This window comes from Dyella sp. (genome assembly GCF_051954575.1).
In the GTDB taxonomy this organism is placed as follows: Bacteria; Pseudomonadota; Gammaproteobacteria; order Xanthomonadales; family Rhodanobacteraceae; genus Dyella_B.
The window spans coordinates 1-14,097 of sequence record NZ_JBQCHP010000130.1; the positions used below are offsets into that span (position 1 = coordinate 1).

The window sequence follows — 14,097 nt, forward strand, 5'->3', positions numbered from 1 at the left end:
TGGCCCAGCAACGGCTGCCGACAGTATGCGTGGCGATCATCAGGAGTTCTCCTTGTGCTTATTCAGTGTTGCCTTAGACAGCGCGAGGCCGGCGTCGGTGTCGTAGTCCTTATGCAGTTGCACGGGGGCTTCGGTCATGATTACTTCCAGGCCGGCGTCGGCGTGGCCTTCCAGCAGATGGCCGTCGAAGGTGGCGCCGTTGCTGTCGCCGAGCACGGCGCGCATGCGCAGGCGCGGCTGGCTGTCGTGCAGGTCGATGTCGCCGGCCAGCGAGATGATCTGCAGGCGATGAGCAAGCGGATCACGCCGAAAATCATGCTCGCTCGGCGCAAGCTGCCCCAGCACGGCGTCCTGCAGCGAGCCTGTTGCGGTGAAATGCGTGGGGTTGAGCACCTCGGCGCGGGCGAACGCCTGCAGGCAGCCGGCCACTTCTTCGCCGGCGTCCAGCACGATGGACCACGTGCGCGAGCCCTGGCCATGACGGATGAGCTGATGCTGCATGGCTGAACCTCCTCAGACGCGATAAGCGTCGATGTCCTGCTTCTTCAACGTAAGCCCCAGGCCGGCGCGACCGACGTCGACGACGAGCTCGCCATGGCGCAGTTCCGGCAGGCCATCGAAGAACATCGATTCGATGCGGACGTGGTCGTGGAAATATTCGATATCGCGCAAACCCGGCGCCGCCGAGCACACGTGCGCGTGCAGGTGCGGCGCGCAGTGCGCGGAGCTGGGTACGCCATAAGCCTGCGCCAGCGCCGCCGCCTGCAGAAAGCCGGTAAAACCACCGCAACGGGTGCCGTCGATCTGCAGCACGTCCACTGCGCCGGCTTCCAGCATGCGGCGGAAATACCAGGTATCCCAGCCGTATTCGCCGGCCGCCACTTCGGTGCGCGAAGGCATGTGTTGACGCAGCATGTGCAGGCCTTGCAGGTCGTCCGACGACACTGGTTCCTCGAACCATTCGACCTTGCATTCGTCGAACTGCTGCATCAGCGCGAGCGCCTGCTTGCGCGTGTATGCGCCGTTCGCGTCGATCATCAAGCCAATATCCGCGCCGATCGCTTCGCGCGCCGCAAATACGCGCTTGGGATCGTCCGACGGCTGCGAGCCGACCTTCATCTTGACGTGCCCGATGCCCAGCTCCACGAAACCGGCGAGCTGCGTTTGCAGCTGATCCACGGTGTAGGAGGTGAATCCGCCGCTGCCGTAGACCGGCGCAGCATCGCGCACGCGGCCGAGCAGCGTCGCCACCGATACGCCGAGCATCTTCGCCTTCAGGTCCCACAGCGCGTGATCGACCGCGGAGACGGCCATCAAGCCTACGCCAGGGCTGCCGATGTTGCGCAGGCTGCGACGCATCGCCTGCCACAGGCGCGGAATATCCATCGGGTCGGCGCCGAGCAGGCAGTCGCGCAAGGGCTTGGCGATCAGTGCCGCTGCGGCGCGGTGGGTGTAGGTGTAGCCCAAGCCTTCGTAATCGCCGCAACGAACCTCGGCGATCACGATGGTGGTCGCATCCCAGCGGATCGTGCCGTCCGCTTCGGGCGCGTCGGTGGGAACGGTGTAGGCCGTTGCCTCGACGCAATCGATCTGCGCCGCGGCGCTACTCATCGAAGCGCCCTCTGGATGATGTCTGGTTCGATGCGTATGGGCATGATGGCGACCGGAATGCGCTACAGAAAATCATCCTGCGCGGAAAAAGGTCATGCGTGGGTGAACGGCGTGCGGTGGTTATGTGGAACGGGCGCCATGTTTCATGCGCCGTTTTCGCACACGTTTACCGCATCACAGCTCGCCGCGGCTGGCCAGCGCTTCGATCCGGTCCGCCGTGCGGTAGGCGATCGCCTGGATCGTCAACGATGGATTCACTCCGCCGACAGTGGGGAACACCGAGCCATCGCAGATCCACAGGTTCGGAATGTCCCAGCTGCGGCAATCGGCATTCACCACGCTGGTTTGCGGATCGCTGCCCATGCGTGCCGTGCCGTTGAGATGGCAGGTGTCGTCGGTTTCGCGCCAGATATCCTTCGCGCCGCCGGCGGCAAGGGCTGTTTCCATGAAGTCGAGCGCATGCTGGATCATGTGCCGATCGTTGTCGCAGTTCGAATGGGTCACGCGCGCGATCGGCAGGCCGTAGTCGTCCTTTTCGTCGGCGAGCGTGATGCAGTTGCGTTCCTGCGGCATGGTTTCGCCGACCATCTTCAGGCCCACGTAGTGGTTGTAGTGCTGCATGTCCTTCAGCAGCGCGTCACCCCACAGGCCGCGGCGGGTTTCAGTGAGCGCCCACACCACCGGCAGCGGGCCCTGGCTCATGTAACTGTAACCGCCGAAGAAATCCTTCTTGTCGTTGTAGTTCCAGTGCTCGGTGATGGCGAGCGAAGGCGGCCCCTTGTAGGAACGGATCTCCTGATCCATCACGCCCCATACCGCCTGGTTCGACTGCACCATGAAGTTCTTGCCGACCAGGCCGGAACTGTTGGCCAGGCCATTGGGAAAGCGGCTGGTGGCCGAAAGCAGCAGCAGGCGCGGGGTTTCGATGGCGTAGCCGGCCACCACCACGTTCCTGGCGCGCTGGAATTGCCAGCGTCCTTCGCGGAAATACTCCACGCCGGTGCATCGGCCCGCATCGTTGACGACGACGCGACCGACCATCGCCAGATCGCGGATTTCCGCACCGGCTTTGAGCGCGCGCGGAATCCACACGTTGAGTGTGCTCTGCTTGGCGTTGGTCGAGCAGCCCGATACGCAGAAGCCGCGATACGCGCACGGATGCGCCAGGCCGCGCGGCGCCGAAACGGTCGCCAGCGGCGTCGCCGTCCATCCGATGCCGAGCGCTTCGGCGCCGCGCGCCAGCACCAGTGCGGCCGCATTCAACTCATGCGCGCGATACGGATAGCGCCCGCGGTCCGGGCCCCACGGATAATTCACCGGGCCGGAAATCTTCAAGGCGTCTTCGATGATGCCGTAGTAGTGCCACATCTCGCGCCAGTCGAGCGGCCAGTCCACGCCATAGCCGAGTTGGCTGCGCGCCTTGAACCATTCGGGCCGGAAGCGCAGCGACACCATCGCGAAGTGCACCATGCTGCCACCGACCGCCTTGCCGCTGTTGTTGTTGCCGAGCTTGACCGGATCTTCGCCGTCGCACAGGCGTTCGTCGGTCCAGAACAGTTTTTTCTGGTGCGATTCGTCGGAGGCGAATTCCTCCAGCGGCCGCCACCATGCGCCGGCATCGAAGGCCACCACCTTGAAGCCTTTTTCGGCCAGCCGGCAGGCGAGTGTGGCGCCGCCGGCGCCGGTGCCGACGATGGCGAAATCCACCTCGTCGTTTTGCAGGTATTCGCGCATCGGCAGCCAGCCACCGACGCGCAGCACGTCCGGCGCGCGCCCGTGCTTGCCGCGCGGTTCGTCTTGCGCGTCAGCGGACACGGCGGTTTTTCTCCATCGCCTGCCGTTCCTTGCCCGGTTTGGCCTCGACCGCTTCCCACGGATCGCGGCGGTCGTAGTACATGCGCACGTAGCCGCGCGGATTGGCCGGACCGCCGAAGCCGATCTCGTTCCACGCATACGGATGCGAGTAGTACGCGCCGCAGACGTCCGGCAGCACGCGCTGGGTGAAAAACAGCTGCGCGTCCATGCCTTTCCAGTGCGCGCTGGTGAGTTCGCCGTGCTGCATCTGGCTGAGCAAAGCGTTCTGCGCGGAACGTTCCAGGCTCGCGAACGGGAGTTCGTGGCGGGCCTTGCTTTCCTCGTCCAGCGCATGCAGGCCGGTCAGCCACGCCTCGCGCAACGGCGGCAAGCGCGCATAACGAAAACCGTCGCCGGCGTTTTTTTGCAGCCGCATGTCGACCATTCCGGCCAGCGGCGCCTGCGGACGATCGGCGGCTTGCGGAACGATGCACGCGCACAGCGCTTCCAGGGCGCGCCAGCGGACGATATCGAGAAAACCAGGTTCCGATGGCGTGGCCATGCGCTGCGCGATCACCTTGCGCGTGATCGCATCCCACGAAGGTGTGTCGCGCTTGTTCAGCACGTCGTAGCCGGGATAACGCGAAGTGTAGGGATTCATTGGCGTTCTCCTTCCCGCAAACGCAGCGCGGCCAGGCCAGCCAGCGCCAGCGCGGAGAAACTCGGCGGCGCCGGCACCGGCGGCCCGTTGAACAGGTTCTGGCTCCAGTTGCGCCAACCACCGTGATGACGTGCAACGCCGCGCACGTGTAGCGCGGTGCCGACCCAGCCGACCAGCCAGCTCAGCTGCAGCATCGCGCGCGCCAGCCAGCGCGGTTGCGGTTTGGCCAGCGATGCATGCAGCAGCAGCGCCGATGCGGCAGGCGGCACGCTGACCGGCGCATACATCGCCTTGTGCTGGAACGAGCCGCGAAAATGCAGCAACGCCGCTTCGCCCGCCGTGCCGGCCAGGCCGATGCCGCTCAGCAAGCCCAATGCCTTGCCCGCCGGCATGCCGAGCAATCGAGGTTCGTGCGCAGGCTGGTTGCGCAGGCGTTCGGCAGCAGCGCCCAGCGCACCTGACAACAGCAAGGCGGTCGGCGCACCCAGCGGCGCGGCGTAGAACAGGTTTTGCCAGCTCCAGCCGCCAGGACGCTTCATCACGTTGTAGAGATGAAAACCGGTGCCGGCCAGGCCGGTGAGTGCGGCGCTCCAGTAGATGGCGTGCCGCACCGCGTGCGTGCTCGGCGTGCGATCGGCGCCGCCGTGGAAACCGGCCAGCAACGAAAATGTCGCCACTGCTGGCGGCACGTACATGGCGACGTTGGAGAACGCGCCGCGGTAGTGCTCCATGGCGCTGTCGGTGAGCACCGAGCAGGCGAGCAGGGCGGAACTGCGGTTGAAGGCGCGCGAGGTTTCGACATGCAGCAGACGTTCGGTTTTGCGGCGGCGGCTGATGGCGGCCACGGCGGCGGCGCCAGCCAATGCGCAGGCGACGCCGGTCCAGGTTTGGCGGCTGAGGGTCATCGCCATTGCTCGTCCCTAATTTGCAAAAAAAAGCATGTTCAAGGCAGCGTTGCGGAGAACGGCTCCCTCCCCTGCGTGCAGGGGAGGGCTGGGGTGGGGTGATGCGAGCGAAGCTCGCTTTGCGCTGCGCTGAAAGGGCTTCCGGGATGCGCAATGATGGAACTTCCCGCAAGCCTGCTTCACCCCACCCCAACCCTCCCCTACTGCACGTAGGGGAGGGAGCAGATCCGGCGTTGCGCGGCTATTTCTCACCGTCCTTATGCCCAGGCAACACCGCGCTCAACACCTGCCGCGCGGTATCGCGCAGCATGTTTCCCTGCTCCGGATCGCCGGTCATCAGCGTGGAGGCGAACGCCTTGGCCTGCGCCAGCGTGATGTGCGGCGGCAGCGGCGGAATTTCCGGATCGGCCTTCACTTCTATCAGCACCGGACGGTTCGCGCTCAGCGCTTCGTCCCACACTGTTCCCATGCGTTCGGGATCATCCACGTAGATGCCGCGCAGGCCGATCATCTCGGCGAAACGGTGATACGGCACGGAGGGAATTTCCTGCGAGGCCTCGAACTTCGGATCGCCTTCCATCACGCGCTGTTCCCAGGTGACCTGGTTGAGGTCGGCGTTGTTTAGCACCATGCAGATCCAGCGCGGATCGGCCCAGGTGCGCCAGTACTTGGCGACGGTGATGAGCTCGGCCATGTTGTTCATCTGCATCGCGCCGTCGCCGACCAGCGCAATCACCGGGCGTTGCGGATGGGCGAACTTGGCGGCGATCGCATACGGCACCGCCGCGCCCATCGAGGCCAGGCCGCCGGACAGCGAACACATCATGCCGCGCTGTATTTTCAGATCGCGCGCATACCAGTTGGCGACGGAACCCGAATCGCTGGTGACGATCGCGTTCGACGGAATGCGCGGCGACAGCTCCCACACCGTGCGCTGCGGATTCATGCCGTGCTCGGCCTTGGCCTTGGCGCGCGCCTCCAGTTTCTTCCACCAATCGGCCATCCATTTTTCGATGTTGCCGCGCCAGGCGCGGTCTTCTTTCTTCTCAAGCATCGGCAGCAGTGCGCGCAGCGTTTCGGCGCTGTCGCCAACCAGGTTCACTTCCATCGGGTAACGCAGGCTGAGCATGTCGGCCTTGATGTCGATCTGCACGCCGCGCGCCTTGCCTTCCTCGGGCAGGAATTCCGAATACGGGAAACCCGAGCCGATCATCAGCAGCGTGTCGCATTCGGTCATCAGCTTGTAGCTGGGCTCGGTGCCGAGCAGGCCGATCGAGCCGGTCACCCATGGCAGATCGTCCGGCAACACCGCCTTGCCGAGCAGCGCCTTGGCGGCGCCGGCGCCGAGCTTGTCGGCGATGGCGATCACTTCGTCGGTAGCCTGCAGCGCACCGGCGCCGACCAGGATCGCGACTTTCTTGCCGGCGTTGAGCACCTCGGCGGCACGCTTCAGATCGGCTTCGTACGGCACCGTCTTGGGTTTTTGATAGCCGATGCCCGAATGCACCGTGCCGTGCTTGCGCGCGGGCGGCTCGAACGGCATTTCCTGCAGATCGTTCGGCAAAATGATCGCCGTGACCGTGCGTCGATGCATGGCGATGCGAATCGCGCGATCCACGATGTGCCGCACCTGCGCCGGCACGCTCGCCAACTGCACGAAATCGCCGGCGACGTCCTTGAACATGGCCGACAGATCCAGTTCTTGCTGGTAATGACCGCCGAGCGCCGCACGCGCCTGCTGGCCGGCAATGGCGAGCACCGGCATGTGGTCCATGCGTGCGTCGTAAAGGCCGGTGATCAGGTGCGCCGCGCCCGGGCCGGAAGTGGCGATGCAAACGCCGAGCTCGCCCGTGAACTTCGCGTGCGCGGACGCCATGAACGCGGCCATCTCTTCGTGCCGCGCCTGGATGAATTCGATCTTGCCATGGGCGCGGTTCAACGCCCCGAATACGCCGTTGATGCCATCACCGGGGTAGCCGTAGATGCGGCGTACGCCCCAGTCGTGCAATCGCTCGACGATGAAGTCTCCGACAGTTGGCTTGCTCATGCGCTTGGCTCCGGTTGTGCTGCGGGCGCTGGGCGACGCAGTTCTTATGGGAACCTAGGCAGAGCGGCGTACAGGGGGTGTGCAGTTTTTGTGCGTGAGGTGTGGGGAATATTTGCGAGCGGGCGGGCTCGGCTTTGCGTACTCGAACTTGATCGACCTGCCTCACTCACACCTCAACGTCATTCCGGCGTTCGCCGGAATGACGTTGAAGCGAAATGGAGAGTGCGAAATCACTCCCGTTCGGCAAGCGCCTTGTTCACCCGCAACGCAATCAGCGTGCACGCCACGCCGGAGAGCAGGTACACGCTCACCGCCACCAGGCCGAAGCGCGCGGACAAGCCCAGTGCGACCAGCGGCGCGAACGCGGCGCCGATCAGCCAGGCGAAATCGGATGTCAGCGCGGCGCCGGTGTAGCGCAGGTGGATCTCGAAGTTGGATGTGACGCTGCCGGCCGCCTGCCCATACGAGAAGCCCAGCAAGCCAAAGCCGATCAGGATGAAGGCGTCCTGCGCCGCCTGGCCGTCGCCCAGCAGCCACGGCGCGAACAGCGCGAACACGCCGATCAGCGCGGCGGCGGTGCCTAGTGTGGTGCGCCGGCCGATGCGATCGGCGACGATGCCCGAAGCGATGGTGCCGCAGATGCCTACCAGCGCGCCGATGATCTGGATCGTCAGCACCGCGCGCACCGACTGGGTGGTACCCAACACGATCCACGACAGCGGAAAAATCGACACCAGGTGGAACAGCGCGTAGCTGGCAAGCGCGGCGAATGCGCCGACGAAGATGTTGTAGCCCTGGCGCCTCAGCATGGCGATGATGCCGATCGGCGCCAGTTCGCGCTCTTCCATGGCGCGGGTGTATTCCTCCGTCACTACCAGGCGCAGGCGCGCGAACAGCGCCACGACGTTGATCGTGAAGGCGACGTAGAAGGGATAGCGCCAGCCCCAGTTGAGGAAGTCGTCGCTGGCCAGTTCCTCGTGCAGGAACAGGAACAGCGCGCTGGCAATCAGGAAACCGATCGGTGCGCTGAGCTGGCCCAGCATGGCGTACCAACCGCGCCGCTCCGGTGGGGTGTTGAGCGCAAGCAGGGACGGCAGGCCGTCCCACGATCCGCCCAGCGCAATACCCTGCAGAAAGCGAAAGAAAGTCAGCAGGCCGATGGCCCAGCCGCCGATGACGTTATAGCTGGGCAGGAAGGCCATGCCGGCGGTGGTGCTGCCCAAGAGGAACATGGCGATGGTCAGCTTGGTACCGCGGCTCCAGCGCCGCTGGAAGGCCATGAACAGGGTGGTGCCGAGCGGGCGTGCGACGAACGCCAGCGAGAAGATCGCGAATGACAGCAGCATGCCGTCCAGCCGGGTTTCGAACGGAAAGAACACCGACGGAAACACCAGCACGCAGGCGATGCCGAACACGAAGAAGTCGAAATATTCCGCGGTTCGCCCGACGATGACGCCGACGGCGATCTCGCCGGGAGCCAGGCGGGCATGGGCATGGATGCGCCCAAGATCGTCCGGAGAAAAGCCGGCTGGTTCGCGCTGATCCTCAAACGTACTGGACATAGTCGTTGCTCGGATAGGGAGATGCGGCGGCGACAGCATGGCACCGTTGCGCGGCCAAGGCTAGGGATGGGAGGGTCTATTTTGTGTCGTGCGGCGATTGGTCATTGGCAAGGATGGTCGGTTGCACAGCTGCGGCACTGCGTTTGCTTGCATGCAATGCAGAGTCTGATCAGCGTAGCGGATGGTTACTCCCTCCCCTGCGTGCAGGGGAGGGTTGGGCTGGGGTTGCACGCGCTTGCGGCATAGCTGGAATTCATCGCGAGGTTGCGTAACCCCGCCCTAGCCCTCCCCTACTACGCAGGGGAGGGGACAGATGACGGCAAGTTGAAATGCAACGCTCATCAGGCGACGACGAAGCATTCATGCCGCAACTCGGCATCATGCATGCATCATGACCTGCGCACCCGTTGTTTCAGCCCTTGCACGGAAGCGGACATCACCCGCACGCAGCCGTGCGAATTGTCGCAGTACACCGCCGACGATGGTCGGACCATTTGCGCATCGCCCATCGATCGGCGTACCTTTCGACCCAGCAGTACCCCCTCCCATTCGGTTGCGTCGGTCATGTCCATGAAGGCTCTCCGCGGACTGCTACTGCTGGCCCTCGTCCTGGCGCTTACGGGCTGCCACACGGTGTTGATGTCGCCGTCCGGCGATCTGGCGCTCCAGCAGCGCAACCTGATCATCATCGCGCTGATCCTGATGCTGCTGATCGTGGTGCCGGTGATCATCACGGCGCTGGTGTTCGCCTGGCACTACCGGGCATCCAACCAGAAGGCGCACTACGACCCGGAATGGGATCACTCCACCATCGTGGAACTGATGATCTGGTCGGCGCCGCTGTTGATCATCATCGCGCTGGGCGCGGTCACCTGGGTGAGTTCGCACAAGCTCGATCCGTACCGTCCGCTCGATCGTCTTGGGCCTGGCCGGGTGGTGGCGGTCGACACCAAGCCGCTGGAAGTGGACGTGGTCGCGCTCGACTGGAAGTGGCTCTTCATCTATCCCGAGCAAAATGTCGCGGTGGTCAACGAGCTGGCGGCGCCGGTGGACCGGCCGATCCATTTCAACCTCACCGCCTCCACAGTAATGAATTCGTTCTTCATTCCCGCGCTGGCCGGGCAGATCTACGCCATGCCGGGCATGCAGACCACGCTGCAGGCGGTGATCAACAAACCTGGCGATTACTGGGGCTTTTCCGCCAACTACAGCGGCGCCGGCTTCTCGTACATGAACTTCACCTTCCACGGCATGAGCGAGGACGATTTCGCCAAGTGGGTGGCGCATGCCAAGAGCGGGGGCGGCACGCTGGACCACGCCGAGTACACCAAGCTGGAAGCGCCGAGCCAGCGCGAGCCCGTGCGCTATTACGGCAGCGTGGCGCCGGGACTTTACGCGTCTATCCTCAATCGCTGCGTGCAACCAGGCGCGGGCTGCATGAACATGTTGCGTATGTCCGAGCCGCCCAGCGGGGCGGAGGCAGCCGCATCGTCCGACAACCATGCGGCCATGCCGATGGCTCATCCCTAAGACCTAGATAGGCTCTTAAAGAAGGCGCCGGTACGATGACCCTCCAATATCCCGATCTGGCCAAGCTGATTTTCGGGCGACTCACCTGGGAATCGATTCCCTATCACGAGCCGATCCTGATCGTAACGTTTATCGGCGTGGCGATCGCCGGCATCGCGGTGCTGGGTCTGGTCACCTATTTCAAGCTGTGGGGTTATCTGTGGCGCGAATGGTTCACCAGCGTGGACCACAAGAAGATCGGCATCATGTACATCGTGCTGTCGCTGGTGATGCTGCTGCGCGGTTTCGCCGATGCGCTGATGATGCGCGCCCAGCAGGCGGTGGCGTTCGGCCCGCACGAGGGTTACCTGCCGGCCGAGCACTACGATCAGATCTTCACCGCGCACGGCACGATCATGATCTTCTTCGTCGCCATGCCGATGATCACCGGCCTTATCAACTATGTGATGCCGCTGCAGATCGGCTCGCGCGATGTGGCGTTTCCGTTCCTCAACAATTTCAGCTTCTGGATGACGGTATCGGGTGCGCTGCTGGTGATGACCTCGCTGTTCATCGGCGAGTTCGCGCGCACCGGCTGGCTGGCGTATCCGCCGTTGTCCGAGCTTTCCTCCAGCCCCGACAGCGGGGTGGATTACTGGATCTGGGGGCTGCAGATAGCGGGCGTCGGCACCACCTTATCGGGCATCAACATGATCGCCACCATCGTGAAGATGCGCGCGCCCGGCATGACGATGATGAAGATGCCGATCTTTACCTGGACCGCGTTGTGCGCGAACGTGCTGATCGTGGCCGCGTTTCCGGTGCTGACCGCCACGTTGGCGCTGCTGGCGCTGGATCGCTACGCAGGCACGCATTTCTTCACCGCCGATGGCGGCGGCAACATGATGATGTACATCAACCTGATCTGGGTGTGGGGCCATCCGGAGGTGTACATCCTGGTCTTGCCGGCATTCGGCGTGTTTTCCGAGGTCACCTCGACGTTCTCGCGCAAGCGCCTGTTCGGTTATGCGTCGATGGTGTACGCCACGGTGGTGATCACGGTGCTGTCGTACCTGGTGTGGCTGCACCACTTCTTCACCATGGGCTCGGGCGCCAGCGTCAATGCGTTCTTCGGCATCACCACCATGATCATCTCCATTCCCACGGGAGCGAAGATCTTCAACTGGATGTTCACCATGTACCGCGGACGCATCGTGTTCGACGTGCCGATGCTGTGGGTGGTGGCCTTCATCGTGACCTTCGCCATCGGTGGCATGACCGGCGTGCTGCTGGCGGTGCCGCCGGCGGATTTCTCGCTGCACAACAGCCTGTTCCTGATCGCGCATTTCCATAACGTGATCATCGGCGGCGTGCTGTTCGGCATGTTCGCCGGCATCAACTACTGGTTCCCCAAGGCGTTCGGCTTCCGGCTCGATCCGTTCTGGGGCAAGGTGTCGTTCTGGTTTTGGGTGGTCGGTTTCTACTTCGCCTTCATGCCGCTGTACCTGCTTGGCCTGATGGGCGTGACACGCCGCCTTCGCCATATCGACGATCCGTCGCTGCAGATCTGGTTCGAGATCGCGGCGTTCGGCGCGGTGCTGATCCTGCTGGGCATCGCGGCGATGATCGTGCAGTTCGCGGTGAGCATCCTGCGCCGCGACAAGCTGCGCGATGCCACCGGCGATCTGTGGCACGGGCGCACGCTGGAGTGGTCCACCTCCTCGCCGCCGCCGCCGTACAACTTCGCCTTCACCCCGCAAGTGCACGACGTGGATACCTGGTGGCAGATGAAGCAGCACAACTGGCGCCGGCCGGTGGAAGGCTTCGTGCCGATCCACATGCCGAAGAACACCGGTACGGGTGTGTATCTGTCGGTGCTGAGTTTCATCTTCGGCTTCGCCATCGTCTGGTACATGTGGCTGATCGCGGCGGTGTCGTTCGTTGCCTTGCTGGCGGTGGCGATCCATCACACCTTCAACTACGACCGCGACTATTACATTCCCGCCGACGAAGTGCGGCGCGTCGAAGCCGCCCACGCTGGAGCCTAGCCATGACGACGATGACCGTGAGCGGAGGCAGCGGGGCGGAAGAAACGCTGCGCTTCCATGTCACCGAAGGCCATCATCCGGAAAACGCCACGCTGCTCGGCTTCTGGCTGTACCTGATGAGCGACTGCCTGATCTTCGCCTGCCTGTTCGCCACTTACGGCGTGCTGGGGCGCGAATACGCCGGTGGGCCTTCCGCGGCTGAAGTGCTGGAATTGCCGATCGTGGCGGTGAACACCACGCTGCTGTTGTTTTCTTCCATCACCTACGGCTTCGCCGTGCTGGAAATGCAGCAGAACCGGCGTGGGCCGATGGTCGCCTGGCTGGTGGTCACCTGGTTGCTCGGCGCTGGCTTCATCACATTGGAGTTGACCGAATTCGCGCATCTGATCTCGATCGGCGCCGGTCCGCAGCGCAGCGCGTTCCTCTCTTCGTTCTTCACCCTGGTCGGCACGCACGGCCTGCACGTCACCTGCGGCCTGATCTGGATGATCGTGCTGCTGGTGCAGGTCGGCAAGAAAGGGCTGATCGCTGCAAACAAGCGCCGCCTGATGTGCCTGTCGATGTTCTGGCACTTCCTCGACGTGGTGTGGGTGGGCGTTTTCAGCTTCGTTTACCTGATGGGGAAACTGTCATGAGCGAACCTACTGCGCATGCGCATGACGATGGTCATCACGAGCACGGCAACGACGGCGTGGACGCCATCCACGTCACATTGAAAGGCTATCTCACCGGATTTGCCGCCGCCGCGCTGCTCACCATCCTTCCGTTCTGGCTGGTGATGTCGGGTGCGTTCTCGAAGACCGGTCCCGCCGATGCATTCATCCTGCTGCTGGCGGCGATCCAGATCGTGGTGCACATGGTGTACTTCCTGCATCTGAACGCGAAATCCGAAGGCGGCTGGAACATGCTCGCTTTGATCTTCACCATCGTGCTGGTGGTGATCACGCTGAGCGGTTCGATCTGGGTGATGTACCACCTCAACCAGAACATGATGCCGTCGATGATGAAGGACGTGCGCAGCTTGCCGTGAGTTACCCGTAGGTTGGGTTAGCGCAGCGTAGCCCAACGATGCCGCCGATGACGTTGGGTTACGCTGCGCTAACCCAACCTACGGTAGATGGCGGCGAGTCATGCGATCATGCTCCGCATGGCTCTCCAAGATACTTCTCCCTACGACACGCCGCGGCGTCCGCGTGGTCCCATCGCATTGACGCTGCTCGCCCTGCTTGGCGCGGCGCTTTTTATCGGCTTCGTTGCCCTCGGCAACTGGCAGGTCCATCGCCTGGCCTGGAAGCGTGCGCTCATCGCCCGCGTCGATAGCCGTGTGCACGCGCCGCCTGTCGCGCCACCGTCGCGCAATGAATGGTCCAGCGTCACCGCGGAAAAAGACGAATACCTGCACGTGCGCCTCAGCGGCCAGTTCTTGCACGACCGCCAGACCCTGGTATGGACGGCCACGGATGAAGGCAGCGGCTATTGGGTGATGACGCCGCTGCGCATGGCGGATGGTTCCATCGTGCTGGTCAATCGCGGTTTCGCACCGGCCGACTGGTGCGGACGCGATGGCCATTGCGCGCCCGGTCCGGACGGTGAAACCACGGTGACCGGCTTGCTGCGCATGTCCGAGCCGAACGCGTTCATGCGGCACAACGATCCGGCGCACAACATCTGGTACACGCGCGACGTGCCGGCGATCGCCGCAGCGCGCGGGCTGCAAGACGTGGCGCCTTATTTCGTGGATGCGGATGCGTCGGCGGGCAAGGACGCGCAGTGGCCGGAAGGCGGCAAGACCGTGATCGACTTCCCCAACAACCATCTCAGCTACCTGATCACCTGGTACCTGCTGGCCTTGATGGTGCTGGGTGCCGGCATCTATGTGGGCTACGACGAATACCGCCTGCGTCGCGCGCGATCACGTAGGTTGGGGGGGGGGGCCGGGGGCGGGAGGGGGGGGGGCCCC

The 14,097-nt window shown here is 63.8% G+C and carries 13 protein-coding genes; 5 read left to right on the forward strand and 8 right to left on the reverse strand.

What is annotated here, in order from left to right; translation table 11 throughout:
• Positions 1-39 precede the first annotated feature (39 nt).
• From ACTHNE_RS16790 to ACTHNE_RS16825, 8 genes are all read right to left on the reverse strand, one after another.
• Positions 40-501 (reverse strand): PPC domain-containing DNA-binding protein, encoded by a 462-nt coding sequence (locus ACTHNE_RS16790; RefSeq protein WP_440269841.1) that lies wholly within the window; start codon positions 499-501, stop codon positions 40-42.
• A 12-nt stretch (positions 502-513) separates the two neighbouring features.
• The gene (locus tag ACTHNE_RS16795) at positions 514-1,611 is read right to left on the reverse strand and encodes an enolase C-terminal domain-like protein (protein ID WP_440269842.1); all 1,098 of its coding nucleotides are present in this window, start codon (positions 1,609-1,611) and stop codon (positions 514-516) included.
• A gap of 174 nt (positions 1,612-1,785) precedes the next feature.
• Positions 1,786-3,426, reverse strand: coding sequence for a GMC family oxidoreductase (locus tag ACTHNE_RS16800; protein ID WP_324941090.1), 1,641 nt, complete (start codon positions 3,424-3,426; stop codon positions 1,786-1,788).
• Positions 3,416-4,066 (reverse strand): gluconate 2-dehydrogenase subunit 3 family protein, encoded by a 651-nt coding sequence (locus ACTHNE_RS16805; protein ID WP_324941087.1) that lies wholly within the window; start codon positions 4,064-4,066, stop codon positions 3,416-3,418. Before ACTHNE_RS16805 ends, ACTHNE_RS16800 begins: the two co-directional genes overlap by 11 nt.
• Entirely contained in the window at positions 4,063-4,971 is a 909-nt protein-coding gene (locus ACTHNE_RS16810; protein WP_440269843.1) for a hypothetical protein, read from the reverse strand. Before ACTHNE_RS16810 ends, ACTHNE_RS16805 begins: the two co-directional genes overlap by 4 nt.
• Before the next feature lie 241 nt (positions 4,972-5,212).
• Entirely contained in the window at positions 5,213-7,018 is a 1,806-nt protein-coding gene (locus ACTHNE_RS16815; RefSeq protein ID WP_440269844.1) for a thiamine pyrophosphate-requiring protein, read from the reverse strand.
• A 230-nt stretch (positions 7,019-7,248) separates the two neighbouring features.
• Positions 7,249-8,580 (reverse strand): MFS transporter, encoded by a 1,332-nt coding sequence (locus ACTHNE_RS16820; RefSeq protein ID WP_440269845.1) that lies wholly within the window; start codon positions 8,578-8,580, stop codon positions 7,249-7,251.
• Between the two features lie 389 nt (positions 8,581-8,969).
• Positions 8,970-9,152, reverse strand: a complete 183-nt coding sequence (locus ACTHNE_RS16825) for a hypothetical protein (RefSeq protein WP_324941793.1) — start codon at positions 9,150-9,152, stop codon at positions 8,970-8,972.
• On the opposite strand from ACTHNE_RS16825, the gene cyoA reads away from it, so the two are divergent.
• The 5 genes from cyoA to ACTHNE_RS16850 all read left to right on the forward strand — a co-directional run.
• Positions 9,151-10,110, forward strand: a complete 960-nt coding sequence (gene cyoA, locus ACTHNE_RS16830; protein WP_440269846.1) for a ubiquinol oxidase subunit II — start codon at positions 9,151-9,153, stop codon at positions 10,108-10,110. The two genes, ACTHNE_RS16825 and cyoA, sit on opposite strands and share 2 nt — an antisense overlap.
• Positions 10,111-10,178: 68 nt before the next feature.
• Entirely contained in the window at positions 10,179-12,137 is a 1,959-nt protein-coding gene (gene cyoB / locus ACTHNE_RS16835; RefSeq protein WP_324941799.1) for a cytochrome o ubiquinol oxidase subunit I, read from the forward strand.
• A 2-nt stretch (positions 12,138-12,139) separates the two neighbouring features.
• Positions 12,140-12,772: a cytochrome o ubiquinol oxidase subunit III gene (gene cyoC / locus ACTHNE_RS16840; RefSeq protein ID WP_324941786.1), complete on the forward strand. Its 633-nt coding sequence runs from the start codon at positions 12,140-12,142 to the stop codon at positions 12,770-12,772.
• Positions 12,769-13,167 (forward strand): cytochrome o ubiquinol oxidase subunit IV, encoded by a 399-nt coding sequence (gene cyoD / locus ACTHNE_RS16845; protein ID WP_440269847.1) that lies wholly within the window; start codon positions 12,769-12,771, stop codon positions 13,165-13,167. The genes cyoC and cyoD overlap by 4 nt, the downstream gene beginning before the upstream one ends.
• Before the next feature lie 117 nt (positions 13,168-13,284).
• Positions 13,285-14,097: SURF1 family protein (locus ACTHNE_RS16850; RefSeq protein WP_440269848.1), on the forward strand; the 813-nt coding region annotated here is incomplete at its 3' end.